Below are 25,504 nucleotides of genomic sequence, written 5' to 3'. Positions count from 1 at the left end.
GGTCTTGGGGCGAGGAGCGCCCGCTATAGACCTCGGGCCGCGCCGGATAAACCGATTCTTCGCCGATGGGCGCGAGATAAAATCGGGCGCCGCGCGCAGGCGGCGCGGTCTCAGACTTTCTCGACGATCAGCGTCGCGCCATCGACACGCACGACGCGGACCTCGCTGCCGGCCAGTAGCTCCGGCCCCGTGATGCGCCATGAGGAATCGCCGACGCGGATGCGGCCCTCGCCGCCGGTCATGGTCGCGTCGAGCTTGTAGACCTTGCCGATCAACTGCCGGCCACGGTCGTTGAGGCCCGTGGTGACATCCGGTTGCTCGCCTTTGCGGCGGGTCAGCAGGTGTCCGAGCAGGACGCAGACCAGGCTGAAGCCCGCGAAGACAAGCGCCGCCGTCTGCCAGCCGATATCGGAAAGCCCGACGACCGCGCCGGTCAGGAGTGCGGCGAGCCCCAGCCAGATCAGGAAGACGCCTGGCGCCAGCAGCTCGCCGCCGATCAGGATCAGGCCGAGGATGACCCAGCTCCAGGCGCCCAGCGTGTCGAGGAACGGCATCGTTCGACCCTCAAGCGCCGCTGCGGCCGGCCGAGGGTACGGAGCCCGTCCGCCTGGCCTCGACCGCCTCGTCGCCGAAGACGGCGCGGGTAAGCTGCGCGATGCCGCCGACGGTGCCGGCGAGCGCCGCGGCCTCGATCGGCACGATCACCAGCTTGCTGTTGGGCGCGCTGGCGAGCGCCTTGAGCGCGTCGGTATAGCGCTCGGCGAGCAGGAAGTTCGCGGCCTGGATGTCGCCCTTGCTGATCGCCTCGGAGACCATCGCGGTCGCCGAGGCTTCTGCCTGGGCGGAGCGCTCGCGCGCCTCGGCATCGCGGAAGGCAGCTTCCTTGCGGCCCTCGGCGGCGAGAATCTGCGACTGCTTCATGCCCTCGGCCTTGAGGATTTCGGCCTGGCGCATGCCGTCAGCCTCCAGCACGGCGGCGCGCTTCTCGCGCTCGGCCTTCATCTGGCGGTTCATCGCGCCGACGATGTCGGCGGGGGGCAGAATGTCCCTGATCTCGATGCGGGTGACCTTGACGCCCCAGGGCGAGGCGGCGGCGTCCATCACGCGCAGCAGCCGCTCGTTGATCTCGTCGCGATGCGAGAGCAACTGGTCGAGGTCCATCGAGCCGACGACGGTGCGGATATTGGTCATGGTCAGCGTCATCAGCGCCTCGTCGAGCGCCGAGACCTCGTAGCGCGCCTTGGCGGCATCGAGGATCTGGTAGAAGGCGGCGGCATCGATGCGGACGCCGGCATTGTCCTTGGTGATCGCCTCCTGCGAGGGAATGTCGAGCACCTGCTCCATGACATTCACCTTGTGCCCGATACGGTCGACATAAGGCACGATCAGGTTGAGGCCGGCGCTGAGCGTGCGCGAATAGCGGCCGAAGCGCTCGACCGTGTAGTTGTAGCCCTGCGGCACCGTCTTCACCAGGAAGGCGATGGTCATCACGACGAGCACGACGAGCACGATGACGAAGATGCTGAAGCCCGACAGCGTGTTCATGCGTTGCTTTTCCCTTTTCGTCCGACCGGCGCAGCAGGCCGCGAAGCCGATGCAACCTGACGATTGCGACAGGCCAATGCAAGGTCACGCGATCGGCGCAGGATCGGCCGGAGCCGACGAGATGGCATCGCCGCGTAATCTAGCAGTTTCCGCCAGGACGGGGACGTCCTTAGCAGAAACGGCCATTGCATCTGTCGTTTCCCGCGCGATTGCGGTTCACATGGCTCGCGCGTTTCGTGCATGATCGCTGCGCTACCGGGGAGCGCAACCCCGGCGCCTGCCCAGGGAGTGTTACCGATGTCCGATCCGCGCCTGCCGATCGATCCGCGCCTGCCGATTCTGGCTGAGCTCGAAAAGAAGATCCTCTGGCTCGCCTCCTGGACGATCCACAACGCCAATCACCTGCGCGAGAGCACGGACGGCATGAAGGTCGGCGGGCACCAGGCATCCTCGGCCTCGCTCTGCACGATCATGACGGCGCTCTACATGGCGGCGCTCCGGCCGCAGGATCGCGTCGCGGTCAAGCCACACGCCTCGCCGATCTTCCATGCGATCAACTACCTGATGGGCCTCCAGACAAAGGAGAAGCTCGAGAATTTCCGCGGCTACAAGGGCGCGCAGAGCTATCCCTCGCGCACCAAGGACATCGACGACGTCGATTTCTCGACCGGCTCGGTGGGCTTGGGCGTCGCGCAGACCCTGTTTTCGTCGCTGACCCAGGATTATCTGCGCGGCCATGGCTGGGGCACGGATCGGCCGGAGGGCCGCATGGTCTCGCTGATCGGCGATGCCGAACTCGATGAAGGCAACATCTTCGAGGCCCTGATGGAGGGCTGGAAGCACGGCCTGCGCAACACCTGGTGGGTGATCGACTACAACCGCCAGTCGCTCGACGCCGTTATCCGCGAGGGGCTCTACGACCGCTTCGAGACGATGTTCCGCAATTTCGGCTGGGCCGTCGTCACGCTGAAATACGGCTCGTTGCAGCAGGCGGCCTTCAAGGAGAAGGGCGGCGAGCGGCTGAAGGCCTGGATCGATTCCTGCCCCAACCAGCTCTATTCGGCGCTGACCTTCCAGGGTGGGGCTGCCTGGCGCAAGCGGCTGATGGACGATCTCGGCGACCAGGGGCCGGTGACGAAGCTGATCGAGAGCCGCAGCGACGCGGAGCTCTCGAAGCTGATGTGCAATCTCGGCGGGCACGACCTGCCCTCGATCCTCGAGGCTTTCGAGGCCATCGACCATGACCGGCCGGTCTGCTTCCTGGCCTATACCGTCAAGGGCTTCGGCCTGCCGCTGGCCGGGCACAAGGACAACCATGCCGGGCTGATGACCAAGGAGCAGATGGCGGGCTTCCAGAGCGCCAACGGTGTCCGCCCCGGCCATGAATGGGATCTGTTCGAGGGGCTGTCGCTGCCCGAAAGTGAGGTCCGTGCCTTCCTCGACACCGTCCCGTTCTTCGCGCAGGGGCGCCGGCGGCTGAGCGCGCCGGTGCTGCCTGTGCCGGCCAAACTCGAAGCCGGCATCCAGCCGGTGATGTCGACGCAGATGGGCTTCGGCAAGGTTCTCGACGAACTGGCGAAGCTCGGCGGGCCGCTGGCCGACCGCATCGTCACGACGGCGCCCGACGTCACCGTCTCAACCAATCTCGGGCCGTGGGTGAACCGGCGCGGGCTCTTCGCCAAGGCGTCGATGGCCGACACCTTCAAGGACGAGCGCATTCCCTCGATGCAGAAATGGGAGTTCTCGCCCAAGGGCCAGCATGTCGAGCTCGGCATCGCGGAGATGAACCTGTTCATCAACCTCGCGGCGCTGGGCCTGTCCCATTCGATCTTCGGCGAGCGGCTGATCCCGATCGGCACGCTCTACGACCCCTTCATCTCGCGCGGTCTCGATGCGCTGAACTATGCCTGCTACCAGGATGCCCGCTTCATGGTGGTGGCGACGCCTTCGGGCGTGACGCTGGCGCCGGAGGGCGGGGCGCATCAGTCGATAGCGACGCCGCTGATCGGCATGAGCCAGGACGGCTTATGCGCCTTCGAGCCGGCTTTCGTCGACGAACTCGCGGTGATGATGCGCTGGTCCTTCGAATACCTTCAGAAGGACGGGGAGGGCGATCCCGACGAGCGGACATGGCTGCGCGACGAGACCGGCGGTTCGGTCTATCTGCGCCTCTCGACGCTGCAACTCGAACAGCCGCAGCGGGTGATGACGCCCGAACTCGAAAGCGAGATCATCGACGGCGCCTATTGGCTTAGGAAGCCGGGCCCGAACGCCTCGGTGGTGATCGCCTATACCGGCGCGGTGGCGGCCGAAGCGATCGAGGCCGTCGGCCTGCTCGGCGAGGACAGGCGAGATGTCGGCCTGCTCGCCATCACCTCGGCCGACCGGCTGAACGCCGGCTGGCAGGCCGCCGAGCGGGCGCGCCAGCGCGGCAACCACCGCGCAACCAGCCATGTCGAGCGGCTGCTCGGCGATCTCTCGCGCGATTGCGGCATCGTCTCGGTGCTGGACGGGCATCCGGCGACGCTGGCCTGGCTCGGCAGCGTGCATGGCCACAGGCAGAAGGCGCTGGGCGTCGAGCATTTCGGCCAGACTGGCACGGTCGCCGACCTCTACCGCCATTTCGGCATCGACGCGAACGCGATCGTCCATGCCGCGCAGGCGGCGGCGCCCGGGCGGCCGGTGCGCTATCTGAAGGCTTTGCCTTGATGTCATTCCGGGGCAGGCCGAAGGCCTGAACCCGGAACCCACGACTGGGTGAGCCCAGTCGACCGGGCTTCTATGGCAGTCTCACCCGGTCATGGGTTCCGGGTTCGGCGCTACGCGCCGCCCCGGAATGACAGCCTCAGAAGCGCGGCGTCTCGAAGGTGTTGGCGAAAGGGTTCGCGCCGGAACCGATGCGGCTGGGCAGGGTGTCCTCGCCATAGAAGCCGCCGAAGCTGGCATAGGCGGGGGCCGCGGCGAAATGCTGGCTGGCATAGCGGTTCAGCGAGCCGACCGGCACGACATTGCCGAGGTCGAAATAGCTGCGCTTCTGGACGGTGACGCGCAGCGGGCCACGGCGGCTCTGCGCCTCCGCCATCGCGACCATCACGGTCGACGCAGCGACCGACAGGGCGAGAACGGCTGCAAGACGCTTGAACGGGGACATGATGGGCTCCGGGGACGATGATGGTCTGATCATGAATGTGGGGCTGAAACGGTCCGACGGGAAGATAGCCCAGCGTAGTTAACGAACTTATCAGTGTCGTGTCAGCGGGCCCAGAGCGGAAAGGCATCATTGGTGTCGCCTCTCATGCGCACCACGCCGCCATTGCGGTCGCGGACGACCTGTCGTGTGCCCGGTTGGTAGAAGGTCGTATTGGCGCATTGCGGCGCGTTGCCGGCGCGTTCCGCGAGATAGGCGACCGCAGGCGAGGGGTTCTTGCCGGGCACGATCTGCAACTTGTCGATCATGCAGGCCAGGGGGGCGGCATCGGCGCTCTGCACGCCCGCTGCGCAATAGTAGCCGCCCAGCGCGAATTCGGAGGTCTCGAAGCCATTGCGGAAGATGATGCAGGTGCGCGTCCGACCGTCGCTCTCGCGATAGTAGACGTCGCGGCCGGTGAAGCGCCCGAAGCGCGTGGTCATGGTGTAGTGCGGGCCGCCGACGCGGGGGGCGAGCACGCGCAGCGGCGCGAACTGCCAGAACACCGGCGTGGTCAGGGTGAAGGGCACGGCGCTGTCGCTGCGCTCGGCCAGGATCATCGCCGCGAAGGGCCCCTCCGTGCCGGGGCCGCCAAATTGCAGGCCCTGCTCGCGCCCCCGGAAAGGACTCGTCGCGGTGACCGATGTCGACCTGGTCATGGCGAGCTGCTCGGGCGCCCAGGTGAAGGCGGGCGTGCCATGGCTGATCGTCGGAACGAAGCCCGAAAGCCACCAGCCGACAAGCAGGATGGCGAGGAACACGCCTGCGCCCAGCGCCAGGAAGAGGAAGCGCGCGGTTCCCATCGCGACGCGGCCGGTGGCGCCCAATGCGGTGATCGTCTGGGTGCGTGAGTCGGACATCACAAGCCCTGCCTGCCGTCAGCGCCTGGGTTTCGGCTTGCCGTGTTCGGCAGCGATGCTCTTGGTGCGCAAGGCGGGCGTCGCCGCGTCGGCGTCGAGCCAGGACAGCTTTCGGCCGGAGGCCGACAGCCGCGGCGGAGCGCAGGCCGGCTGCCGGTTCAGTTCCGTGCGGGCGAAGGCGGCGCGCAGGGCGCGGTCGTCGCCCGCATTGAGCAGGTCGATCCGGTCGATCAGGCAGACGAGTTGCTGCCGGTCCGCGGGCTTGCCGGCGCCGCACCACCAGCCGCTCATCGACAGCGGCAGGGCGCCTGCATCCATGCGGAAGGCGATGCAGGCGCGGCTGACCTCGCCGTCGCTGAGCGTCGCATCGGCGGTCTCGACCGGGCCGAAACGTGTCTGCATCGCGGTCGGCGTGCCGCTGCGCTGGACCGACATCGCCCGCGACGCGGCCTCGCGCACCAAAGCGATGATGAAGGGCTGCGACAGGTCGGATCGACCATGCTCGACGCTGAAGCGGAGCAGCAGATGCGGTTTCTGCTCGGCGAAGGCCGAGAAGGCCAGCACGTCCTCGCGCTGGGAGCCGTCCGGGCTGCGGCGTGCCTCGAGGGACGCGGAGGCGCGGTCGAGTTCAGGCGATTCCAGCCCGAACATCGGGATTGGCCTGATGATGGGAATCCAGTTTTCGCGGCTGCGCTGACTGGCGCGCGGCTCATGGCGGACGTCTCGAACGGGCTGCGCCTCCTGCACGGTCAGGCTTGCGAGCGTCACCTCGCTGCCGGGCGACAGGGCGGTGACGAGCGCCGTCGTCAGGCCGATGCCGCTCGCTGCCGCGACGCTGCGCCAGACCAGACCGCCGGTCAGGCGCAAACCGGGCAACCGCAGCAGAACGGGCAGGCGGCGCGGGCCGGAAAGTGCGCGCCAGAGATAGCGGAAGCCGGTCTCGATGGCGTCGGCGAAGCGGATCAGGGCGGCGGCGAGATCGACCCTGGCGAGCCGCGCCCATGCCTGCCGCGCCCATGTCTGCCGCGCCCATGCCTGGCTCAGCCCTGGCCGGACATGCTGCAGAGCAGGCCAGGACAGCCTGATCCGGTCAAGCAGAAGCGACGCGATATGACCTGACACGACCCCGAACCCGTGTTGCCGCGCTGCATCCTGCGGCGCGTTCGTCCTCACCCGCGTGCAGGGTGAGGGGGCTTGAGTCAGCGGCGGGTTACCGGGGCGGGGGAATCGCGGCGCAGCGTGAACGGGCGGTCAAGAAGCAGGGTTAATGTGCGAGGCGATTGACTTTTCGCCGTCCACGGTGTTCTCACAGCGAGGTGTCATTCAAGGCCTTAGCGCCTCGGGTGGCGCCGCGAAGCTTCAGCCTTTTCGGGATTGGCCCTGTGACTGTCCGTCTCACGACGAAACGCACGACCAAACCGGCGACCGGGACCACCGGCACGCCGCGCTGAAATTCGCCTCGGTTCCGGGCCCCTCCCCCCCGGCGGGGGCATTACGCCGAACCCGCCTCGACGAGAGGGACGGACGGCGCCCAGGGGGAGACCAAAACCGGTTTCACCAAAAGGAACATCATCATGAGCTTCAAGGTCGCGATCGTCGGCGCCACTGGCAATGTGGGCCGCGAGATGCTGGACATCCTGGCCGAGCGGGCCTTCCCGGTCAGCGAGGTCGTGGCGCTGGCCTCCTCGCGCTCGATCGGGACCGAGGTCTCGTTCGGCGACAAGACGCTGAAGTGCAAGTCGCTCGAGCATTACGATTTCTCGGATACCGACATCTGCCTGATGTCGGCCGGCGGCGAGATCTCGAAGGCATGGTCGCCCAAGATCGGCCAGCAGGGCTGCGTCGTGATCGACAACTCCTCGGCCTGGCGCATGCACCCGGACGTTCCGCTGGTCGTGCCGGAGGTGAACGCGGCGGCCGTCGCCGGCTTCAGCAAGATGAACATCATCGCCAACCCGAACTGCTCGACCGCGCAGCTCGTCGTCGCGCTGAAGCCGCTGCATGACAAGTACGTCGTCAAGCGCGTCGTCGTATCGACCTATCAGTCGGTCTCCGGCGCCGGCAAGGAGGGCATGGACGAGCTCTTCAACCAGACGCGCGCCGTGTTCTCGGCCGGCGAGGTCGTGACCAAGAAGTTCCCCGCCCGCATCTCCTTCAACCTCATCCCGCAGATCGACGTCTTCATGGAGGACGGCTTCACCAAGGAAGAGTGGAAGATGATGGCGGAGACCAAGAAGATCCTCGATCCGAAGATCAAGCTGACCGCGACCTGCGTGCGCGTGCCGGTCTTCATCGGCCATTCCGAGAGCGTCAACATCGAGTGCGAGAAGCCCGTCACCGCCGACGAGGCGCGCGAGGTTCTGCGCGCGGCGCCCGGCATCCTCGTCATCGACAAGCACGAGCCCGGCGGCTACGCCACCCCCCACGAGGCGGCCGGCGAGGACGCGACCTATATCTCCCGTATCCGCGAGGATGCCACCGTCGAGAACGGGCTGGCCTTCTGGTGCGTCTCCGACAATCTGCGCAAGGGCGCGGCGCTGAACGCGGTGCAGATCGCCGAGGTGTTGATCAACCGCAAGCTGATCCAGCCGCGGCAGAAGGCGGCCTGAAGAGCCTGCCGCAGAGTGATGTGAACGAGGCGGGCCTTGCGGCCCGCCTTTTTCGTTTGCGGGGAGGGCTCTTGTCCGGTGGTTTCCGCGCAAAGGTTCCGGGGCGCGCGTGCATGAAGGGCGTTCGTTCTTTGCGCGACGAAAGCCAGTGAAACTGATTAGTGTGGCGGCTCAAGTCGATGCTCAAAGACTCGACGCGCACGCCTTCCGGAAACGCCGCCTCCTTGCCAAACGTGCCGCATCCCGAACCGACGCCCATGCCGAAGGCGGCCGACGCGCTGCCGCTGCGTCGGGACGCGCCGCTGCGCGGTATCGGCCTGGTGCTGGTGACGGGCGTGTTCTTTACCTCGGCGGACGCCGTCTCCAAGCTGCTGGCGGCGGAGATGTCGACGCTGCAGGTGATCTGGCTGCGCTACGGCACCTTCACGCTGATCATGCTGGCGCTGGTCTGGCGCTCCGGCGGGCGCAGTCGTTTGCGGACGAAGCGGCCCGCCCTGCAATTCCTGCGCGGACTGGGCGTGACCGTCTCGTCGATCCTGTTCGTCGGCGGGCTGCAATACCTGGCGATCGCGGATGCAGCGGCATCGAGCTTCGTGGCACCGCTCTTCGTGACCGCCCTGTCGATCCCGATGCTGGGCGAGACCATCGGCTGGCGGCGCTGGACCGCGACCCTGATCGGCCTCGTCGGTGTCCTGATCGTGGTGCGGCCCGGCGGCAGCGGCTTCCAGCTCGCCTCGCTCCTGCCGGTGGCGTCGGCGCTGTCCTGGGCCTTCGCGATGATCATCACCCGGTCGATGAGCCGGACCGAGACCCCGCTGACCACGTTGACCTATTCCGCCATGATCGGCTTTGCGCTGGTCAGCCTGGCCGTGCCCTTCGTCTGGCGGCCGCTGACCTCCGAGTTCCTGCTGATGGGGCTGTTCATCGGCGTGTCCTCGACGGTCGGGCACTGGCTCCTGGTGACGGCGTTCCGGTACGCCGACGCCTCGCTGCTGGCGCCGTTCTCCTATCTGCAGCTGCTCTGGGCCTCGGCGTTCGGCTACCTGCTGTTCACCGTGCTGCCGGACATCTGGACGCTCGTCGGTGCCGTCATCATCGCGGCATCCGGCCTCTATACCGCGCATCGCGAGCGGATTCGCGGGAAACGCATCGTTGGCGGATGACGAGCGCCTTCCTATCTAGAGCGGGCGACGCTGCTAAAAACGGTTGAATCCCATGGAATTTTCGAAGGCTCCAACGCAGCCGAGCCGTCGCGCTCTGCTCGGCTCGGGCGCGGTGCTGACACTGTCTGCCTGTTCGCCGCTGACCGCCTTGAACACACTCATGCCTGCGGATGCGGGCTCCCGGCTTGCTGCCCGTGATGTCGCCTATGGCGACGATCCTCGTCAGCGGCTCGATGTCTATGTGCCCGAGAGTGGGGCAGGCAACGCGCCGGTGATGATGTTTGTGTATGGCGGCGGCTGGGACAACGGCAGCAAGGCCGATTACGCTTTCGCCGGACTGGCCCTGGCGTCACGCGGCTTCGTGACGGTGGTCCCGGACTATCGGCTCGTGCCGCAGGTGCGCTTTCCGGATTTCGTCGATGATTGCGCGCAGGCCCTGCGATGGGCCCAGGACCATGCTGGAAGCCTGGGTGGCGATCCGCGCCGCCTGCATCTTAGCGGGCACTCGGCCGGGGCCTATAACGTCATGATGCTCGGGCTCGACGGCCGCTTCCTGCGCCGTGCCGGCGTGCGGGCCGGCTCGCTACGCAGCGTGGCGGGCCTCGCCGGGCCCTATGACTTCCTGCCGTTCGATGACCGGCGCACGCGAGCGGCCTTCGAAAGCTATCCCCGGCCTGCCGAGACGCAGCCGGTGACCTTCGCGCGGCGGACTGCGCCGCGCATCCTGCTCGCCACCGGCGATGCCGACACGACGGTCTATCCGCGCAATACCGAAGCGCTTGCCCGCAAGCTGCGCACGGTGGGCGCCACCGTCTCGGTCAAGGTCTATCCGGGCGTCGGCCATCCGGGCATCGTGCTGGCTCTCGGGCGCAGCTTCCGGGGCAATGCGCCGGTTCTCGACGACATTGTCCGCTTCGCCCTCGGCTAGTGGCGATCACGTCTTGCGGCAGCCATAGCGCGCCAGGAACATGTCGACAGCGGAATCGACGACCCGGCGGATTTCCGCCTCCGCTGGCGGTTCGCGCAAGGCGTTGAACAGGCGCGGCCGCAGGATCGTCGACTGGCAGAGATCCAGGAACTGCACGGCGGCGAGATAGGTGTCGTCGATATCGAGCAGGCCCTGCCCGACCTTGTCGGCCAGAAACTGCGACAGGCGATAGGCGCCCTGCTTGGGGCCGCGCTCGTAAAACTCGCGCCCGAGATCGGGCATCCGCTCGGCGACCCCGATCACAATGCGGTGCGCGCTGACCGCGAAGCCGCCGCAGAGGAGACGCACGAGCCCTTCGCCAAAGCGGGCGAGGGCATCGCGGAGATCGGGGCCGTCCGTCAACGCGGCGTAGACGCCCTGCTTCTGGACCTCGCGCTCGCGCTCGATCAGGGCGACGAAAAGATGCTCCTTATCCTCGAAATAGACATAGAGCGTGCCTTTGGAGACGCTGGCGGCTGCCGCGATCTCGCTCATGCTGGCCGCGTCGAAGCCTTGGGCTGTGAACACCGCATGCGCGCCGTCAAGGATCTGGCGGCGCTTGTCGGGGTCCATGCCGGCGACGCGGCGATTGCGCGCGGCTGGCTTAACGATTGGCTGGCTCGTCTGTGTCATCGTCGCGCCCAGTGGTCCGTCAGCCCGCTTCAAAAAAGAATCGAACCAAACGGTTCGATGTGACTTGATATGCGCGAGGACACGCGTTATTTCAAGTTAAATCGAACTGGCTGGTTCGAATTGTTTCGGCAAGGCCAGCCTTTCTCAGGACGAAGCCATGGCTGTCGAGACCATTCCACGCCCGCGCCACGATCGGCTGCAGCTTGTCGATCCCGCGTTGGACAAGGTGCCTGCGCAAGCGCGGCGCACGGAGTCGATGCCGGCTGAGGCTGCCGGCGCTCCTGCTGCCGCGGAGCCCAAGAGAAAGGGGCTCCGCCGCGCCGGGCTGATGCTGCTGGGTACCGCCGCGATCGGGGCCGGTCTCTGGTTCGGCTCCGACTGGTGGTTCAACGGGCGTTTCATCGTCTCGACGGACGATGCCTATGTCGGCGCCGAGATGGCGACGATCTCGGCCAAGCTCTCCGCCAACATCGCCTCCGTCGCCGTGGTCCAGAACCAGCAGGTCAAGGCCGGCCAGCCACTGGTCGCGCTCGACGATGGCGACTGGCGGATCGCGCTGGAGAGCGCACGCGCCAAGAGCGCGACGGCTGCCGCGACGCTCTCGCGCATCGACAGCCAGATCGAGGCCGGGGGTGCCAGCCTGGAGCAGGCACAGGCGCAGCAGGTCTCGGCCCAGGCCGGCGTCACCCGAACGCTCGCCGATTTCGAGCGGGCCAACAGCCTCGCCGCGAAGTCCTATGGCTCGCAGGCGACGCTCGATGCAGCGACAGCGGCCCGCGATCAAGCCAAGGCGGCACTGGGCAGTGCCGAAGCCGGCGTTTCGGCGGCGAAGGCCAATATCGAGGTTCTGAAGGCGCAGCGCGTCGAGGCGGCCCGGCAGGGCGACGAGCTCAAGGTCGCGGAGCAGAAGGCCGAGCGCGACCTGACCTTCACCAAGGTCGCTTCGCCGATCGACGGGCTCGTCGCCAACACGAATGTCCAGCTCGGCGATCTCGTCAGCGCCGGCAAGCGGCTGATGTCGATCGTTCCGCTCGACCAGGTTTATGTCGATGCCAACTTCAAGGAGACGCAGCTGGGTCCGCTGAAGATCGGCGATCGCGCGACGATCACCGTCGATGCGCTGCCGGACCAGGTCTTCGAGGGCAAGGTCAGCGGCATCGCGGGTGGAACGGGCTCGGTCTTCACGCTGCTGCCGCCCGACAACGCGACTGGCAACTTCACCAAGATCGTCCAGCGCGTGCCGGTGCGCATCTCGCTCTCGCCGGAGGCGGCGGCCAGACACCTCCTGCGGCCGGGCATGTCGGTGGTGGTCAAGATCGATCCGCGGCCTGCGAACGGGCGCTGAACTCAACTTCAACCGCAACGTCGTCCCGGGCGACCGAAGGGTGACCCGGGACCCATTCCTGAACCTCGCCGGAAACGCTCCGGCATGGATCCCCGATCGGCGCCGCTGACGCGGCTTGTCCGGGATGACGAGGAGGTTCACGAGAAGGAACGGCCACCATGGCCACCGCGACCCTGACCAGCGCCGCCGGCGTTCCGCCAGCCGAGGACGCCATCCCGACGCGGCGGATCTTCGCTTTCGTGGCGATGATCTTCGGCATGTTCATGGCGATCCTGGACATTCAGATCGTGTCGGCCTCGCTCGCCGAGATCCAGGCCGGGCTTTCGGCGTCGTCGGACGAGATCGCCTGGGTGCAGACGGCCTATCTGATCGCGGAAGTGATCATGATCCCCCTGTCTGGCTATCTCAGCCGGGCGCTGTCGACGCGCGTCTTCTTCACCATCGCCGCCGCCGGGTTCACCATTTCGAGCGTGCTCTGCGCGACGTCATCCTCGATCAACGAGATGATCCTGTGGCGCGCCGTACAGGGTTTCATCGGCGGCGGTATGATCCCCGGGGTCTTCGCCGCAGCCTTCACGATCTTTCCCGCCTCGAAGCGCCCGGTCGTCTCGCCGCTGATCGGCCTCGTCGCGACGCTCGCGCCAACGATCGGGCCGACGGTCGGCGGCTATCTCAGCAGTGCCTTCTCCTGGCACTGGCTCTTCCTCGTCAACGTCGTGCCCGGCATCTGCGTCACCATCGCGGCCTGGATGCTGATCGATTTCGACCAGCCGCAGAAGGGCCTGCTGAAGCGGTTCGACTGGCTCGGCCTGATCGGCATGGCCGGTTTCCTCGGCAGCCTGGAGTATGTGCTGGAGGAGGGGACGCGGCTCGACTGGTTCGAGAGCCATGAGATCGTGTTCTTCACCGGCGTGATGCTGGCGGGCGCCGTGCTGTTCTTCTGGCGTGCGCTGACGCGCCACGACCCGCTGGTGGATCTCTATGCCTTCAAGGACCGCAACTTCGCCTTCGGTTCGCTGTTCTCATTCTGCATGGGCATCGGCCTCTACGGACTGACCTATCTCTATCCGGTCTATCTCGGACGGATCCGTGGTCATGATGCGCTCCAGATCGGCGAGACCATGTTCGTCACCGGCCTGTGCATGTTTCTGACGGCCCCGATCGCGGGCAAGCTGTCGCAGAAGATCGATCCGCGCGTGCAGATGATGATCGGCTTCTCCGGCTTTGCGCTGGGGACCTACATCGCCAGCGGCATCACGGCCGACTGGGACTTCCACGAACTGCTGGTTCCGCAGATCCTGCGCGGCGTCTCGCTGATGCTGTGCATGGTGCCGATCAACAATCTGGCGCTGGGGACGCTGCCGCCGGCCCAGCTCAAGAATGCCTCGGGGCTCTATAATCTGACGCGCAATCTCGGCGGTGCGGTGGGGCTGGCGCTGATCAACACGATGCTCAACACCCGCACCGACCTACACATCACGCGGCTGCATGAGAGCGTCGCGGCCGGCCGGCAGGTGGCGGAGGAGGCTATCGCCCAGACGATGCAGCGTTTCCTCGACTATGGCGACGCAGCCGAACAGATGGCACTGGCCCTGATCAACCAGCGCGCCCACAAGCAGGCGCTGATCATGGCCTTCGGCGATGTCTTCCTCGGCCTGACCTTCATCTTCGGCAGCCTCGTGCTGCTGGCGCTGTTCATGCGCAAGCCCCCGGCCGCCGCGCCGGGCGGCGGCGGGGGGCACTGAGGGGCCCGCCCGCCGGTTCGTTTCCACACGGTCTCGTGCAGCCGGAACATGGGGGCGATGACGGGATGCCGCAGCCGGCACGATTGACAGCGAGCCGACTTTACGACAAATATAACAACAATATCAGTAGTTTAGATGTTTTCTAAACTGCGGAGCCGGTCAGCCGGCCTTGTGGAAGGCGTTGTCGATGAGCGTTTCATCCGTGAAGGATCAGGTCCCGCAGCGGGTCATGGCGGACCATATTCCGTGGCCCCAGAAAAGCCCTGCCTCCTGCCCGATCAGCGCCGTGAAGGCGCGGCTGCGCACTGCCGGCCTGCGGCCGACACGGCAGCGCATGGCGCTCGGCTGGCTGCTCTTCGCCAAGGGCGACCGGCATGTCAGCGCCGAGATGCTCTATGAGGAGGCGCTGCGCGCTCGCGAGCCGCTCTCGCTCGCGACCGTCTACAACACGCTGCGCCAGTTCTCGGAAGCCGGGCTGCTGCGGCAGGTCTCGGTCTCGGGCCCGAAGACCTTCTTCGATACCAATGTCTCCGAGCATCATCATTTCTACAACGAAGACGACGAGACCGTCGTCGATATCCCGGGCTCGACGATCCAGGTCGCCGGGCTGCCGGAGGCGCCTGAGGGCATGATGATCTCCTCGGTCGAGGTGATCGTGCGCCTGCGCCGTGCCGATGGCCAGGAGATCGAAACCAAGATGCCGCTTGCGCATCTGGGCCCCCACAACGCCTGATCCCAGCAAGTGGTCATTCCCACGTGATCGTCTGTTCCTGCAACGTCCTGTCCTGCTCCCAGATCAAGGGCACCATCGCCCCTGACGGCAGCGGGCCGAGAACGGCCGGGGAAGCCTATGATTGCCTGGGATGCAGCCCCGATTGCGGGCGCTGCGCCCGCGAGGTGCGCGCCATCCTGGCCGAGGCTCGCGCCGCCTGCATGACGCAGTGCGGCTCCTGCGCCAGCCGCGACATCGAGTGTGCCGTCCACGTCTCGGTCGGCCATATGCTGGACGGGCTCGGCGTCGAGAACGATCGCGCCGCCGCCTGATACGGCTGCGTTATTCCGCCAAGGTTTCTTTTTGCTTTCCTTCCGAAATCTATTACCCTACGCTAGGTTTATTCTAATATACTGCGAGGAAGCGACGCCATGAAAGGTGACAAGAAGGTCATCGAATATCTCAACAAGGGCCTGCGCTCGGAGCTCACGGCCATCAACCAGTACTGGCTGCACTACCGCATGCTGGACAACTGGGGCCTGAAGGAGATGGCCAAGACCTGGAAGAAGGAATCGATCGAGGAGATGGTCCATGCCGACCGCTTCGTCGATCGGATCCTTTTCCTCGAAGGCTTCCCGAACCTCCAGACGCTCGACGCGCTGCGCATCGGCGAGAACGTCAAGGAGGTCATCGAATGCGACCTGAAGGCGGAGATCGAGGCGCGCGCGCTCTATCAGGAAGCGGCCTGCTACGCCCGCGAGGTTGGCGACTATCCATCCGAGCAGCTCTTCAAGGACCTGATGGCGGATGAGGAGGGTCACATCGACTTCCTCGAGACGCAGCTCGAGCTGATCGCCCGCATCGGCATCGAACTCTACACCCAGAAGCATGTCGGCTCGCTCGACGAGGGCCACTGAGCCAGGACCCATCGGGTAGCATCAGCAGAAAGCCGGCTCCGTTCCAGGGGCCGGTTTTTTTCACGTTGGCGGCTCGCCAGCCCGACCGGCTCGTGCCAGAAGCCTGGCACGGTACGATGCAGGGGAGACGCTGGCATGGCGGGTACGGTGGTCGCGGTGAGCGGGGCTCCTGGGCATCGCTTCAGCAAGCCGCTGCAGGACTCGATCCGGCTGCTGGCTGGCCTCGGCGTCGAGGGGGACGCCCATTGCGGCGAGAGCGTGAAGCACCGCTCGCGCGTCGCGGTCGATCCGACGCAGCCCAATCTCCGGCAGGTCCATCTCATCCACGCGGAACTGCTCGACGAGCTGAACGCAGCCGGCTTCGACGTCGCGCCGGGCCAGATGGGCGAGAACGTGTTGACGCGCGGCCTCGATCTGCTGGGCCTGCCGGTCGGCGCGCGGCTGCGGCTGGGGGCGGAGGCGCTGGTCGAGATCACCGGCCTGCGCAATCCATGCGCCCAGATCGATGCGTTCAGGCCGGGGCTGCTCAAGGCTGTGCTTGGACGCGAAGCGGACGGGCGAATCGTGCGCAAGGCCGGCATCATGGGCATCGTGCTGGAGGGTGGGGCGGTCGCGCCGGGGGATGCCATCGCCGTCACGCTGCCGGCCCTGCCACACCGGGCGCTGGAGCGGGTCTAGGTCTTTCACACCGTGACGAAAAAGGCCCGCCGGCTCTCCGGCGGGCCTGATGTCTCAACGCATCTCAGCGTCAGATGTAGCTGACGTTGGCCGCTTCCGGGCCCTTCTTGCCGGCGCGGATCGAGAAGCGCACGCGCTGCCCGTCCATCGGCGGCTGCAGGCCGCTGCGCCCGAGCGATGAGACGTGCAGGAACACGTCCGGGCCGCCCTTGTCGGGCGCGATGAAGCCGAAGCCGCGTTCCGCGTTGAAGAACTTCACGGCGCCGTCATAGGGGCCTTCCATCGGGCCGCTGTCGCGGCTGCCGGCGCCGCCGCGATCGGCATAGCCGCCGCCGCCATAGCCACCGCCGCCGCCATAGCCGCCGCGATCTCCACGATCAGCATAGCCGCCGCCGCCATAACCGCCGCCGCCGAAATCGTCGCGCGGGGCGCGGGGGGCAGAGCGCGGCGCCGACTGCGTCGCCGTCGAGGCATCGATCTCATGGACGGCGACGACCTGGAGGCCACGGCGGCCTTCGCCGAGATCGCAGACAATCGTGGCGCCCGGCTGCAGGTCCTGCTGGTCGAGCGGACCGATTGCCGAGATGTGCAGGAAAACGTCGCCCGAACCATCGGCCGGCGACGCGAAACCGAACCCCTTTTCGGGGTCGAACCATTTGACTTTGGCTTCGATATTTTCGTGGGTGACGAAGGGCTGGGCAGAGGACGGCGTGCGACGATCGTACATGGAGCTTCAAGGATCAGTGACCGGGAACACCCAATCTAGCGCAAGCAAAGCGTGCCGTCATCCGGGGGGCGGTGGTAAATTATCGGCAGCGGCGACGCGCCGGCCTGGCCTGTTGGGGCGGTCAGGCACGCGTAACCTTGGCTTTAGCCGAAGCTGCCGGAACTGCCGCGCAAACATCGTGCCGCCCAAGGATTCGAGACAGGGTGCATAGTCTTGTTGCCGGCAAAGCTCAGTGCCGACGGCGAACTTCGCGACCCGACAAGAGCTCTGTTGGCGCCAGGACTGCGTCCCGAGGCGCCGCCGCTCCGTCGCGTCAAGACAGCCATGCCGGCAGGTTGCAAAGGGCCTCGCGATCAGGCGGATCCTCGCAGGGGCGGTGCTGCAAGGATCCGCGGTTGGGTCAGCCAGCGCGCCGGATCTCGTCGCGCTTCGGCAGCTTCCAGTTCGGCCTCGCGAAGTGACAGGTGTAACCGGCGGGATAGCGCTGCAGGTAATCCTGATGCTCGGGTTCGGCCTGCCAGAAATCGCCGACCGGCGTCACGTCGGTCACGACCTTGCCGGGCCAGATTCCCGATGCGTTGACATCGGCGATGGTGTCCTCGGCAACCCGCTTCTGCTCTTCGCTCACATAGAAGATAGCCGAGCGGTAGCTCGCGCCAATATCGTTGCCCTGACGGTTGCGCGTCGTCGGGTCATGAATCTGGAAGAAGAACTCGAGCAGATCGCGGTAGCTCGTCTGCGCCGGATCAAACACGATCTCGATGGCCTCGGCATGGTTGCCGTGATTGCGATAGGTGGCATTGGGCACTTCGCCGCCGGAATAGCCGACACGGGTTGAGATCACGCCGGGTCTGCGGCGGATCAAATCCTGCATGCCCCAGAAGCAACCGCCGGCAAGCACTGCACGTTCCGATGTCATCGTCTGGATCTCCTGATGTCACGTGCTCCCTATATAGTCGTTACGGATCAGGATATCAGCGATGGAGGCGGACCTCACAGCATCGTGCGATGCCCTCATCGCCTGCGTCATCAGAGGCGCGCAGGCCGGGCCGAGATCGGGCATGCGGCAGTGCCCGGCCATTGGGAAGCGACACACACCGCATGGCGCCGATCAAACGGCGCAATCTCAAGACGCCAGACGAGGCGACCGGTTCCGGCAGCCCATCACAAAGTGCTCGATCGCATTGGCGACCAGATCGTCTTCATCGATGGCAGGCGGTGCGAGGCCGGCGACGATTCCGGCCAGTCTCGACCGCTCCGCTCTCCTGAGACTGGCCGGGCCGGTCCAGGGCGCCATCGGAGATGTCGGCCGGCTTCACACGGGCATGACATCGACTCTTGCCTCGAAGCCCCGCGCATCCGGCTCCCGGCATGCGTTGTTTTCCCAGTCTCGTCCCAAAGCAAAACGGCCACCCGGTGGGGTGGCCGTTCGTCCCTGTCTTTCAAGGGCTTGTATGGTGGGCGCGACAGGGATCGAACCTGTGACCCCTACGATGTCAACGTAGTGCTCTCCCGCTGAGCTACGCGCCCGTCTGCCGCGTCGGGATATCGTCGCGGCGTTCGGAACAGGCCCTGCCGTTGCCGGCTGACCATGTTGCGAGGTGTGCGGCTATAGCCTCTCGTCTCCCGGCTTGCAAGGCGCTTTCGCGAGAAAGCCGCATCACGACAAAACACGCTGTCTGCGAGGAGCTTTCGGCGCCGCGCTTCAGGCCGCGAGCAGCTTTTCGACCTCGTTCACCAGCTCGCGCAGGTGGAAGGGCTTGGACAGCACCTTCGCATCCTTGGGCGTCTGCGAATCGGGGTTGAGCGCGACTGCGGCGAAGCCGGTGATGAACATCACCTTGATGTCGGGATCGAGTTCGGTGGCGCGGCGCGCCAGCTCGATGCCATCCATCTCCGGCATGACGATATCGGTCAGCAGAAGCTCGAAGGGCTCTTCGCGCAGGCGGTTATAGGCTGAAAGCCCGTTGTCGAAGGAGGCCACGTCATAGCCCGCATTCTGCAGGGCCTTGACCAGGAAGCGGCGCATGTCGTTGTCGTCTTCGGCGAGAAGTATCTTGGTCATGGGCCTGATCTGTCCGTCCCGTAAGGCCTGTCTTCAAAGGGTCGAGACTGCCGGCCTGGCTGCCCCGCCTCGTTCGTCGTCTGGCGCCCGCGCCGTTTCCGGGGCCAGCGCCGGCAGGGTTATCGGCCCATCCCCGTGCTTGGAACCCTGCGTTTCTATAAGGCATCACTATGGTAAACAACGGGTGAATCCGTTGCCGATGGCGGCTGCGCTTGCGGCGCGCTTCAACAGCGCCGCTTTGTGTGCTTGTGTCCAGTGGCATGAGCACAGCAACCCCGTTTTTCCCGCCCGACCCAGAGGATGTCGTCGCCGAGATCGAGCGGCCGTTCACGCTGTATCAGCCGGCGCTCCATATCGTGCCCGTGGTGGTCGACGTCCCTCACGCCGGGCGATGCTATCCGCGCGGCTTCGTCGAGCGGGCGCGGCTGCCGCTGCGCTCGCTGCGCCGCTCCGAGGACGCCTTCGTCGACCGGCTTTTCGCGCGCAGCGTGACCCTGGGCGCGCCGCTGCTGGTCGCCGAGTTTCCGCGCGCCTATCTCGACGTCAATCGCGAGCCCTATGAGCTCGATCCGCGGATGTTCGACGGCCGGCTGCCGGCCTTCGCCAATACCCGCTCGATGCGGGTGGCCGGCGGGCTGGGCACGATTCCCCGCATCGTCGGCGACGGGCAGGAGATCTATGTCGGGCGCATTCCGGTGGAGGAGGCGCTGGCCCGGATCGATCGTCTCTACCGGCCCTATCATGCCGGCCTGCGCGATCTGGTGCAGCGCACGCATCGATCTTTCGGCACCTGCATCGTCGTCGATGCGCATTCGATGCCATCGAGCGGGCTCGACCGCGACGGCGCGGCCAAGCCCGACATCATTCTGGGTGATCGTTTCGGCACCAGCGCGGCCGGCCACATCACCGATATCGCCGAGGCCGCCTTCGCGAAGCTCGGCCTGAGCGTGACGCGCAACCGGCCCTATGCCGGCGGCTTCATCACCGAGCATTACGGGGCGCCAAGCTCGGGCGTCCACACTCTGCAGATCGAGATCAACCGCGCGCTCTACATGAACGAGACCACGCTGATGCCGCATGCCGGCTTTGCTGCGCTCGAACAGGCGGTCGCCTCGGCGATGGCGGATTGCTTCGCGCGCTGGAGCGGCTGGCTCGACGAGTTCAGGCAAGCGGCGGAGTAGGCGCGCGGGTCAAGGCACGCGACATCGACGGCGTTCGGTGCAGTTGCCGACGCAACGCAAAAAAAAGGGCCGCACACTTTCGTGGCGGCCCAAGTCTAGGGAGGAAACGCCCAAGGAGGGCAACGAAGGCTTGAGGTGATCGCCCCTTCGCAGTGCACAATATGACATTGCAGTGCGAAAACGCAAGTGGCCTGACCAAAATCGTCACGGATGGAGCGTTGGACGGGCATGCGTCTGGCGCGGGACGGGCGATCCTGCGGGCCTGCCGCTTGTCTTTCCGGCGCGACCCGCCCATCAGGGCAGAACGACGGATATCTGCGCCGCGCGGGGCGGCACAACATGCGGGGGCTTGGATGAGCGCGGTCGATTTCGGAGCCTTCGTGGCGGAGCTCGCGAGCGAGTCCGGGCGGGCCATCCTGCCGTTCTTCCGGGCGCATCATGCGATGGAGGACAAGTCGGCAGGCGGCGTGTTCGATCCCGTGACCGAGGCCGACCGCGCCGGCGAGAACATCATGCGCCATCTGATCAAGCGCAGTTTCCCGGCCCATGGCGTGCTCGGCGAGGAGTTCGGCAACGACAACACCGACGCCGAATATGTCTGGGTGCTCGATCCGATCGACGGCACCCGCGCCTTCATCTCCGGCATTCCGGTCTGGGGCACGCTGATCGGGCTGACACGGGCCGGCACGCCGGTCTACGGGATGATGCACCAGCCCTTCACCGGCGAGCGCTATTCCGGCGACGGGCGCGAGGCGCGCTATGACGGGCCGGGCGGCGCGAGGAAGCTGCGCACGCGCCAGGCCGCCGGACTGGCCTCGGCCACGCTGATGACGACGTCGCCGGCGCTGTTCAAGGGCGACGAGGCGGCCGCCTATGCCCGCGTCGAGAGCCAGGTGCGCCTCGCCCGCTATGGCTGCGATTGCTACGCCTATTGCATGCTGGCCGCCGGCCATGTCGATCTCGTGATCGAAAGCGGGCTGAAGCCCTACGACATCGTCGCGCTGATCCCGATCATCGAGGGCGCGGGCGGCATCGTCACCTCATGGGAGGGCGGCAGTGCCGCCGGGGGCGGGCGCGTCATCGCCGCCGCCAGCAAGCCGCTGCATGAGGCTGCGCTCGCCCTGCTCGCCGGCCAGGGTTGAGGGGTCTGGAACGAGGCCTGCATCCTCGCCGGGGATGAAGGCGTCGAAGGCCGCCCAGAACTGGTCGCGGATCGCGTCGGTTTCCATTAGGATCTCGTGCCTTGCCGTCGGCAGGATCAGCGCCTGGCCGGTCTTGAGACGGGCGGCGAAGCGCTCGATCGCCGGCGTCGAGACGACGCGGTCCTGCCCGGAGGCGATGACGAGCGTCGGCACGCGCACGTCGCGCGCGGCCGAGGGGGCATTGAGCCGTGCCATCAGCGCGAAGGCGGTGTGGACCCAGGCGATGGTCGGGTCGCCGATGCTGAGATGGCGCGCCGCCGCCGAGAGCGCGCTGTTGCGGGCATAGCGATCAGGATCGCCGGTCAGCCGGTTGCCATCGAAGGGCTTGGTCGCAATCGCGGTGTCTCCCCCGCCGGGCACGAAGGCCCGGCCGAACCCGAGCCAGAAGAGCAGACTCGCCAGCCGGCTCGCGGCCTTGGGGTTCTCGGTGATGGTCAGGCCCAGCATCGGCGCGAGCGCGACCATGCGCGAGACGGGCAGTGCGTTTTGTCTCGCGGCATCGAGGCAGATCGCCGCTCCCATCGAATGGGCGAGCACGAAATAGGGGCGAGGCAGCTTCTCGTGCATCTGCGCCATGGCGAGCGCGAGATCGTTCTCGTAATGGCGCAGCCAGCCGACATGGCCCTTGCGCTCGCGTGAGACGAAGCGCTGCGAGCCGCCCTGTCCGCGCCAGTCGAAGGTCAGGACGTGAAAGCCGCGCCGGCGCAGTTCGGCGACAGTCTCGCTGTAGCGTTCGATGAATTCGGCCCGGCCCTGCACGAGGGCGACCGTGCCGCGAACGGTCTTGACGGTCGGCCGCCAGCTCGCGAAACGGATACGGGCGCGATCGCGCGTCGTCGCGAACCAGACCTTGCCATGGCCCGGGACCGGGTAGTCGGGATGAGCGAAGAGGTCCGCGTCCGGCAGGGCCGATGTCGAAGCCATGATGAGTGTCGAAGCTCCGGCGGCTGTCGAATCGGCGCGCGCGACGCCGGGGTGAACGGCCCCGGTTATGCCTGCCGCAGCGGCCACTTGAAAAGCCGAAAACATCTTCCCAACTCAGTGATGCGCAGGCCGGAGACCGGCTGCGCGAACCTGAACCAGGCCCGCGCTCATGAGAGGCGGGCTGGACCTAAACGTCGCTTCCTTTGGAGGACATCATGCGTCATTTCGATCTTTCCCCCCTCTACCGTTCCACCGTCGGCTTCGACCGCCTGTTCTCGCTGCTCGACCAGGCCGGCAGTGCCGAAGCCGCGCCGAGCTACCCGCCCTACAACATCGAGCGCACCAGCGAGAACGCCTACCGCATCAGCATCGCTGTCGCGGGCTTCGGCGAGGGCGACCTTGCCATCGAGAGCAAGGAGAATGCGCTCACGGTGCGTGGCGAGAAGCAGGCCAACGACAATGGCGAGACCCGCGAGATCCTGCATCAGGGCATCGCGGCGCGCGCCTTCGAGCGTCGCTTCCAGCTCGCCGATTATGTGCAGGTGACCGGCGCAAGCCTCGAGAACGGGCTGCTCCATATCGATCTCGTGCGCGAGATTCCCGAGGCCAAGAAACCCCGCCAGATCGCGATCGGCGGCGGCAAGGCCAAGGTTCTCGAGGCCAAGGTCGAGACCGCCAAGGCCGCCTGACGCACCTGACGTCACCATCTGAATGAAGAGGGCGCTTCCGGGAAACCGGAAGCGCCCTCTTCTTTGCCTCGATGAGCGGTGCCGGCGCTGTGCCTCAATCCAACGGCGTGACCGGCACCTCCGGCGTGCTGGGTTTGGGCGTCGTGGGCGTCGCATCCTGCGTCTGGACCGGTGGGAGCTGAGCCGGGATGCCGGGCTGTTCGGTACGGGCCAACGGCGGGTCGCGCTCGGTTGTCTCGGGGCCGCGCACGTCGCTGGGATTGACCAGCCTGGGCTTGTCGGCGCCCGTGGCGGGGTCGCTGGAGCCTGGCGTCGGCGGCCCCGGCACGGCGGGAATGGGCGGCACGACGGTCGCGGGCGCGCTGGCGGCAGCCGGGGGCTTTTCGGCCGGCGGCGCGGGGTCGGCGCGCGGGGGCGCTGAAGGCGAGGGGGGCGCAACGGTCGCCGGTGCGGTGGCCGCTGCCGGGGGCCTTTCGGCTGGAGGCGCGGGCTCGGCGCGTGGCGGGGCGGCCGGCGGGGGCGGCACCACGGTTGCGGGAGCCTTCGCCTGGCCCGGCGTCTTCAGCGACGGCGGGCGCTCCGCCGGGCGCTGCACGGCGCGCGGCTGCCGGACATCTCCGCGGGGGTCGATGCGGGCGACATGCGGCGCGGCACGGGGCGGCCCTTGAAGGAGGATCTCGTCGAGGAGCTGGCCGCTATAGGGGTCGACGATCAGCCGCACGCGGCGGCCCGACCGCGTCCGGCCGTCGATCACATAGGCGGAGCCTGTGCGGACCGTGCGATCGACCTGGGCGAGGCCGAAATCGCGCGCCGCGATCCGGCTGAGCGCGCGCTGCGGGATCTGCGCAGGTGGGCGTGGCGCGGCATAGCGATAGCCGAAACGCTGTTCGAGATAGGGCGCGTCTTCCTCATAGAGATAGATCTGCGCCGATGCGGCGCCTGCGGAGCCGGCCAATGCACCGGCAACCGCCAGGCCCATCAAGGCAATGCTCATCACAGCAGCGCGCTTGGGCGCGGTCGAACGGAATGCCATGGGTCGTCCCTTCCAAGACTGAACGTCTGGTTTTCAGTCTTCGTTAGGGATTGCGGCATGCATGGGGCTGGAATTGGGACGGACGTCAGCCTTCTTATGCGCCGATCAGTGCGATCAGCTGTTCGACCTGCGCTTGCGGCGTCGCAAAGGACATCACGAAACGGCCGACGATCTCGCCCTGCGCGAGCGTGGCGCCTGCCGGCAACGCGCGGTCGGACCAGGGCAGGAAGCCGACGCCGGCCGCCCTGAGGCGGTCCTGCAGCGCGGCCGACATGATCGGAAACACTTCATTGGCCTGGCAGGGCCAGGCGAGGCGGGCCTGGGAACTCGCCTCGATCGCGCTTGCCAGCCTGGCGGCCATGGCATTGGCGTGGCGGGCGAGGTCGAGCCAGTGGCCGTCAGCCAGCAGGCCCTCGAACTGGGCGCCGATGAGGCGGCCTTTCGACAGCGTCTGGCCGGCGCGCTTGCGGCGCCACTTCATCTCGCCGGCCCTGGCGGGGTCGAAGAAGATCACGGCTTCGGCCGCCCAGGCGCCGTTCTTGGTGCCCCCGAAGGAGAGGACGTCGATGCCGGCTTTCCAGGTCATTTCGGCAGGCGTGCAGCCGAGCGTGACCAGCGCGTTGGCGAAGCGGGCTCCGTCCATGTGCAGGGTCAGGCCGCGCGGCGCGGCGGCGGCCTTGAGGGCGCCGATCTCGTCGAGGGAATAGATCGTGCCGCATTCGGTCGCCTGGGTGATCGAGAGCGCCTGCGGCTGGACCTGATGCAGGGCGCCCTCGCGGAAGCGCGCCAGCGTTTGCATGACCAGATCGGGCGAAATCTTGTTGCCGGCGCCGGGCAGGCCGATCAGCTTGGCGCCGTCGCTGAAGAATTCCGGTGCGCCGCATTCATCGTCGGCGACATGGCTTTCCTCATGGGTCAGCACGGCGCCCCAGGGGCGGGTGATGCTGGCCAGCGCGAGCGCATTGGCGGCCGTGCCTGATGTCACCAGGAAGACCGCAACCTCGTGCTCGAAGATCTCGGCGAAGCGGCTCTCGGCATCTTGCGTCCAGAGGTCGGCGCCATAGGCCGAGGCCGAGCCGTCATTGGCGGCCGTGATCGCGGCCATGACGTTTGGGCTGGCGCCGGCGGTGTTGTCGCTGATGAAGTTCATGCCTTTGCGTTAGCGACGCAGGGGCTGCCTGCCAAGCGCGTAGGGGCCGGGGCCGCAATGCGCGAAATGCCCATCGCGACAAGAACCATGCTGCCCAACTCCGGCTTTCGTGCCGGATATGTCTCGCTCACGCTCGGCGCCGAAATAAAATGTCGCATCAGCGCAGAATCGC

At 66.8% G+C, this 25,504-nt stretch carries 25 protein-coding genes and 1 tRNA gene; 13 read left to right on the top strand and 13 right to left on the bottom strand.

Annotated elements, in window-relative coordinates:
• Positions 1-110: 110 nt before the first annotated feature.
• Positions 111-554 (bottom strand): NfeD family protein, encoded by a 444-nt coding sequence (locus AE618_RS20645; protein WP_054210962.1) that lies wholly within the window; start codon positions 552-554, stop codon positions 111-113.
• A 10-nt stretch (positions 555-564) separates the two neighbouring features.
• Positions 565-1,545, bottom strand: a complete 981-nt coding sequence (locus AE618_RS20640; RefSeq protein ID WP_054210961.1) for an SPFH domain-containing protein — start codon at positions 1,543-1,545, stop codon at positions 565-567.
• Between the two features lie 297 nt (positions 1,546-1,842).
• On the opposite strand from AE618_RS20640, the gene AE618_RS20635 reads away from it, so the two are divergent.
• A complete protein-coding gene (locus AE618_RS20635; protein WP_054210960.1) occupies positions 1,843-4,254 on the top strand; it encodes a transketolase-like TK C-terminal-containing protein in 2,412 nt (803 codons plus the stop codon).
• 136 nt (positions 4,255-4,390) lie between these two features.
• Here the strand turns inward: AE618_RS20635 and AE618_RS20630 are convergent, their stop codons facing one another.
• The 3 genes from AE618_RS20630 to AE618_RS20620 all read right to left on the bottom strand — a co-directional run bounded on the left by AE618_RS20630 (position 4,391) and on the right by AE618_RS20620 (position 6,714).
• Entirely contained in the window at positions 4,391-4,696 is a 306-nt protein-coding gene (locus AE618_RS20630; protein WP_054210959.1) for a hypothetical protein, read from the bottom strand.
• 101 nt (positions 4,697-4,797) lie between these two features.
• The gene (locus AE618_RS20625) at positions 4,798-5,592 is read right to left on the bottom strand and encodes a hypothetical protein (protein WP_054210958.1); all 795 of its coding nucleotides are present in this window, start codon (positions 5,590-5,592) and stop codon (positions 4,798-4,800) included.
• A gap of 18 nt (positions 5,593-5,610) precedes the next feature.
• Positions 5,611-6,714: a hypothetical protein gene (locus AE618_RS20620; RefSeq protein WP_054210957.1), complete on the bottom strand. Its 1,104-nt coding sequence runs from the start codon at positions 6,712-6,714 to the stop codon at positions 5,611-5,613.
• A gap of 452 nt (positions 6,715-7,166) precedes the next feature.
• Here AE618_RS20620 and AE618_RS20615 point away from each other — a divergent pair, with 452 nt between their 5' ends.
• The 3 genes from AE618_RS20615 to AE618_RS20605 all read left to right on the top strand — a co-directional run bounded on the left by AE618_RS20615 (position 7,167) and on the right by AE618_RS20605 (position 10,292).
• Complete coding sequence (locus tag AE618_RS20615) at positions 7,167-8,201, top strand: aspartate-semialdehyde dehydrogenase (protein ID WP_054210956.1); 1,035 nt, start codon at positions 7,167-7,169, stop codon at positions 8,199-8,201.
• A 257-nt stretch (positions 8,202-8,458) separates the two neighbouring features.
• Positions 8,459-9,364: a DMT family transporter gene (locus AE618_RS20610; RefSeq protein WP_054211025.1), complete on the top strand. Its 906-nt coding sequence runs from the start codon at positions 8,459-8,461 to the stop codon at positions 9,362-9,364.
• Between the two features lie 52 nt (positions 9,365-9,416).
• Positions 9,417-10,292 (top strand): alpha/beta hydrolase, encoded by an 876-nt coding sequence (locus tag AE618_RS20605; RefSeq protein WP_054210955.1) that lies wholly within the window; start codon positions 9,417-9,419, stop codon positions 10,290-10,292.
• Positions 10,293-10,298: 6 nt separating this feature from the next.
• Here AE618_RS20605 and AE618_RS20600 read toward each other — a convergent pair whose 3' ends face one another.
• Complete coding sequence (locus AE618_RS20600) at positions 10,299-10,964, bottom strand: TetR/AcrR family transcriptional regulator (RefSeq protein ID WP_082365433.1); 666 nt, start codon at positions 10,962-10,964, stop codon at positions 10,299-10,301.
• 157 nt (positions 10,965-11,121) lie between these two features.
• On the opposite strand from AE618_RS20600, the gene AE618_RS20595 reads away from it, so the two are divergent.
• From AE618_RS20595 to AE618_RS20570, 6 genes are all read left to right on the top strand, one after another.
• Complete coding sequence (locus AE618_RS20595; RefSeq protein WP_082365432.1) at positions 11,122-12,309, top strand: HlyD family secretion protein; 1,188 nt, start codon at positions 11,122-11,124, stop codon at positions 12,307-12,309.
• Between the two features lie 158 nt (positions 12,310-12,467).
• Positions 12,468-14,054, top strand: a complete 1,587-nt coding sequence (locus tag AE618_RS20590) for a DHA2 family efflux MFS transporter permease subunit (protein WP_054210954.1) — start codon at positions 12,468-12,470, stop codon at positions 14,052-14,054.
• A gap of 229 nt (positions 14,055-14,283) precedes the next feature.
• Positions 14,284-14,787, top strand: a complete 504-nt coding sequence (gene irrA, locus AE618_RS20585; protein WP_197280846.1) for an iron response transcriptional regulator IrrA — start codon at positions 14,284-14,286, stop codon at positions 14,785-14,787.
• 23 nt (positions 14,788-14,810) lie between these two features.
• The gene (locus AE618_RS20580; protein WP_197280843.1) at positions 14,811-15,098 is read left to right on the top strand and encodes a (2Fe-2S)-binding protein; all 288 of its coding nucleotides are present in this window, start codon (positions 14,811-14,813) and stop codon (positions 15,096-15,098) included.
• Positions 15,099-15,197: 99 nt separating this feature from the next.
• The gene (bfr, locus tag AE618_RS20575) at positions 15,198-15,683 is read left to right on the top strand and encodes a bacterioferritin (protein WP_054210952.1); all 486 of its coding nucleotides are present in this window, start codon (positions 15,198-15,200) and stop codon (positions 15,681-15,683) included.
• Between the two features lie 135 nt (positions 15,684-15,818).
• On the top strand, positions 15,819-16,361 hold the full coding sequence (locus AE618_RS20570; RefSeq protein ID WP_156330392.1) for an MOSC domain-containing protein: 543 nt from the start codon (positions 15,819-15,821) through the stop codon (positions 16,359-16,361).
• Between the two features lie 70 nt (positions 16,362-16,431).
• Here the strand turns inward: AE618_RS20570 and AE618_RS29075 are convergent, their stop codons facing one another.
• The 4 genes from AE618_RS29075 to cpdR form a co-directional block, all read right to left on the bottom strand.
• Complete coding sequence (locus AE618_RS29075; RefSeq protein ID WP_054210951.1) at positions 16,432-17,088, bottom strand: cold-shock protein; 657 nt, start codon at positions 17,086-17,088, stop codon at positions 16,432-16,434.
• 400 nt (positions 17,089-17,488) lie between these two features.
• Complete coding sequence (msrA, locus tag AE618_RS20560) at positions 17,489-18,007, bottom strand: peptide-methionine (S)-S-oxide reductase MsrA (protein ID WP_054210950.1); 519 nt, start codon at positions 18,005-18,007, stop codon at positions 17,489-17,491.
• A gap of 536 nt (positions 18,008-18,543) precedes the next feature.
• Positions 18,544-18,618, bottom strand: a tRNA-Val gene (locus tag AE618_RS20555).
• Between the two features lie 175 nt (positions 18,619-18,793).
• On the bottom strand, positions 18,794-19,153 hold the full coding sequence (gene cpdR, locus AE618_RS20550; RefSeq protein WP_038363805.1) for a cell cycle two-component system response regulator CpdR: 360 nt from the start codon (positions 19,151-19,153) through the stop codon (positions 18,794-18,796).
• A 260-nt stretch (positions 19,154-19,413) separates the two neighbouring features.
• On the opposite strand from cpdR, the gene AE618_RS20545 reads away from it, so the two are divergent.
• Positions 19,414-20,334, top strand: a complete 921-nt coding sequence (locus AE618_RS20545) for an N-formylglutamate amidohydrolase (protein WP_082365430.1) — start codon at positions 19,414-19,416, stop codon at positions 20,332-20,334.
• A gap of 353 nt (positions 20,335-20,687) precedes the next feature.
• Positions 20,688-21,476, top strand: coding sequence for a histidinol-phosphatase (gene hisN, locus AE618_RS20540; RefSeq protein WP_054210949.1), 789 nt, complete (start codon positions 20,688-20,690; stop codon positions 21,474-21,476).
• Here hisN and AE618_RS20535 read toward each other — a convergent pair.
• Positions 21,375-22,460, bottom strand: a complete 1,086-nt coding sequence (locus AE618_RS20535; protein ID WP_054210948.1) for an alpha/beta fold hydrolase — start codon at positions 22,458-22,460, stop codon at positions 21,375-21,377. The genes hisN and AE618_RS20535 overlap by 102 nt on opposite strands.
• Before the next feature lie 215 nt (positions 22,461-22,675).
• Here AE618_RS20535 and AE618_RS20530 point away from each other — a divergent pair, with 215 nt between their 5' ends.
• A complete protein-coding gene (locus AE618_RS20530) occupies positions 22,676-23,149 on the top strand; it encodes an Hsp20 family protein (protein WP_054211020.1) in 474 nt (157 codons plus the stop codon).
• A 94-nt stretch (positions 23,150-23,243) separates the two neighbouring features.
• On the opposite strand, the gene AE618_RS20525 is transcribed toward AE618_RS20530, so the two are convergent.
• The gene (locus AE618_RS20525) at positions 23,244-24,182 is read right to left on the bottom strand and encodes a hypothetical protein (RefSeq protein ID WP_054210947.1); all 939 of its coding nucleotides are present in this window, start codon (positions 24,180-24,182) and stop codon (positions 23,244-23,246) included.
• Positions 24,183-24,276: 94 nt separating this feature from the next.
• Complete coding sequence (locus tag AE618_RS20520) at positions 24,277-25,332, bottom strand: threonine aldolase family protein (RefSeq protein WP_054210946.1); 1,056 nt, start codon at positions 25,330-25,332, stop codon at positions 24,277-24,279.
• Between the last annotated feature and the right edge of the window lie 172 nt (positions 25,333-25,504).

Origin of the sequence: Allobosea vaviloviae, assembly GCF_001298265.1 — a bacterium.
GTDB classification, from domain to species: domain Bacteria; phylum Pseudomonadota; class Alphaproteobacteria; order Rhizobiales; family Beijerinckiaceae; genus Allobosea; species Allobosea vaviloviae_B.
This window is presented reverse-complemented; position numbering and strand designations above follow the sequence as displayed.

Coding starts and splice junctions, on each gene's coding strand:
- msrA (WP_054210950.1), bottom strand. CDS start 18,007: ATGACATCGGAACGTGCAGTGCTTGCCGGCGGTTGCTTCTGGGGCATG.
- AE618_RS20535 (WP_054210948.1), bottom strand. CDS start 22,460: ATGGCTTCGACATCGGCCCTGCCGGACGCGGACCTCTTCGCTCATCCC.
- hisN (WP_054210949.1), top strand. CDS start 20,688: ATGAGCGCGGTCGATTTCGGAGCCTTCGTGGCGGAGCTCGCGAGCGAG.
- AE618_RS20595 (WP_082365432.1), top strand. CDS start 11,122: ATGGCTGTCGAGACCATTCCACGCCCGCGCCACGATCGGCTGCAGCTT.
- AE618_RS20610 (WP_054211025.1), top strand. CDS start 8,459: ATGCCGAAGGCGGCCGACGCGCTGCCGCTGCGTCGGGACGCGCCGCTG.
- AE618_RS20645 (WP_054210962.1), bottom strand. CDS start 554: ATGCCGTTCCTCGACACGCTGGGCGCCTGGAGCTGGGTCATCCTCGGC.
- irrA (WP_197280846.1), top strand. CDS start 14,284: ATGGCGGACCATATTCCGTGGCCCCAGAAAAGCCCTGCCTCCTGCCCG.
- AE618_RS20520 (WP_054210946.1), bottom strand. CDS start 25,332: ATGAACTTCATCAGCGACAACACCGCCGGCGCCAGCCCAAACGTCATG.
- cpdR (WP_038363805.1), bottom strand. CDS start 19,153: ATGACCAAGATACTTCTCGCCGAAGACGACAACGACATGCGCCGCTTC.
- AE618_RS20615 (WP_054210956.1), top strand. CDS start 7,167: ATGAGCTTCAAGGTCGCGATCGTCGGCGCCACTGGCAATGTGGGCCGC.
- AE618_RS20600 (WP_082365433.1), bottom strand. CDS start 10,964: ATGACACAGACGAGCCAGCCAATCGTTAAGCCAGCCGCGCGCAATCGC.
- AE618_RS20630 (WP_054210959.1), bottom strand. CDS start 4,696: ATGTCCCCGTTCAAGCGTCTTGCAGCCGTTCTCGCCCTGTCGGTCGCT.
- AE618_RS20640 (WP_054210961.1), bottom strand. CDS start 1,545: ATGAACACGCTGTCGGGCTTCAGCATCTTCGTCATCGTGCTCGTCGTG.
- AE618_RS20545 (WP_082365430.1), top strand. CDS start 19,414: ATGAGCACAGCAACCCCGTTTTTCCCGCCCGACCCAGAGGATGTCGTC.
- AE618_RS20590 (WP_054210954.1), top strand. CDS start 12,468: ATGGCCACCGCGACCCTGACCAGCGCCGCCGGCGTTCCGCCAGCCGAG.
- AE618_RS20625 (WP_054210958.1), bottom strand. CDS start 5,592: ATGTCCGACTCACGCACCCAGACGATCACCGCATTGGGCGCCACCGGC.
- AE618_RS20525 (WP_054210947.1), bottom strand. CDS start 24,182: ATGGCATTCCGTTCGACCGCGCCCAAGCGCGCTGCTGTGATGAGCATT.
- AE618_RS20605 (WP_054210955.1), top strand. CDS start 9,417: ATGGAATTTTCGAAGGCTCCAACGCAGCCGAGCCGTCGCGCTCTGCTC.
- bfr (WP_054210952.1), top strand. CDS start 15,198: ATGAAAGGTGACAAGAAGGTCATCGAATATCTCAACAAGGGCCTGCGC.
- AE618_RS20530 (WP_054211020.1), top strand. CDS start 22,676: ATGCGTCATTTCGATCTTTCCCCCCTCTACCGTTCCACCGTCGGCTTC.
- AE618_RS20570 (WP_156330392.1), top strand. CDS start 15,819: ATGGCGGGTACGGTGGTCGCGGTGAGCGGGGCTCCTGGGCATCGCTTC.
- AE618_RS20635 (WP_054210960.1), top strand. CDS start 1,843: ATGTCCGATCCGCGCCTGCCGATCGATCCGCGCCTGCCGATTCTGGCT.
- AE618_RS29075 (WP_054210951.1), bottom strand. CDS start 17,088: ATGTACGATCGTCGCACGCCGTCCTCTGCCCAGCCCTTCGTCACCCAC.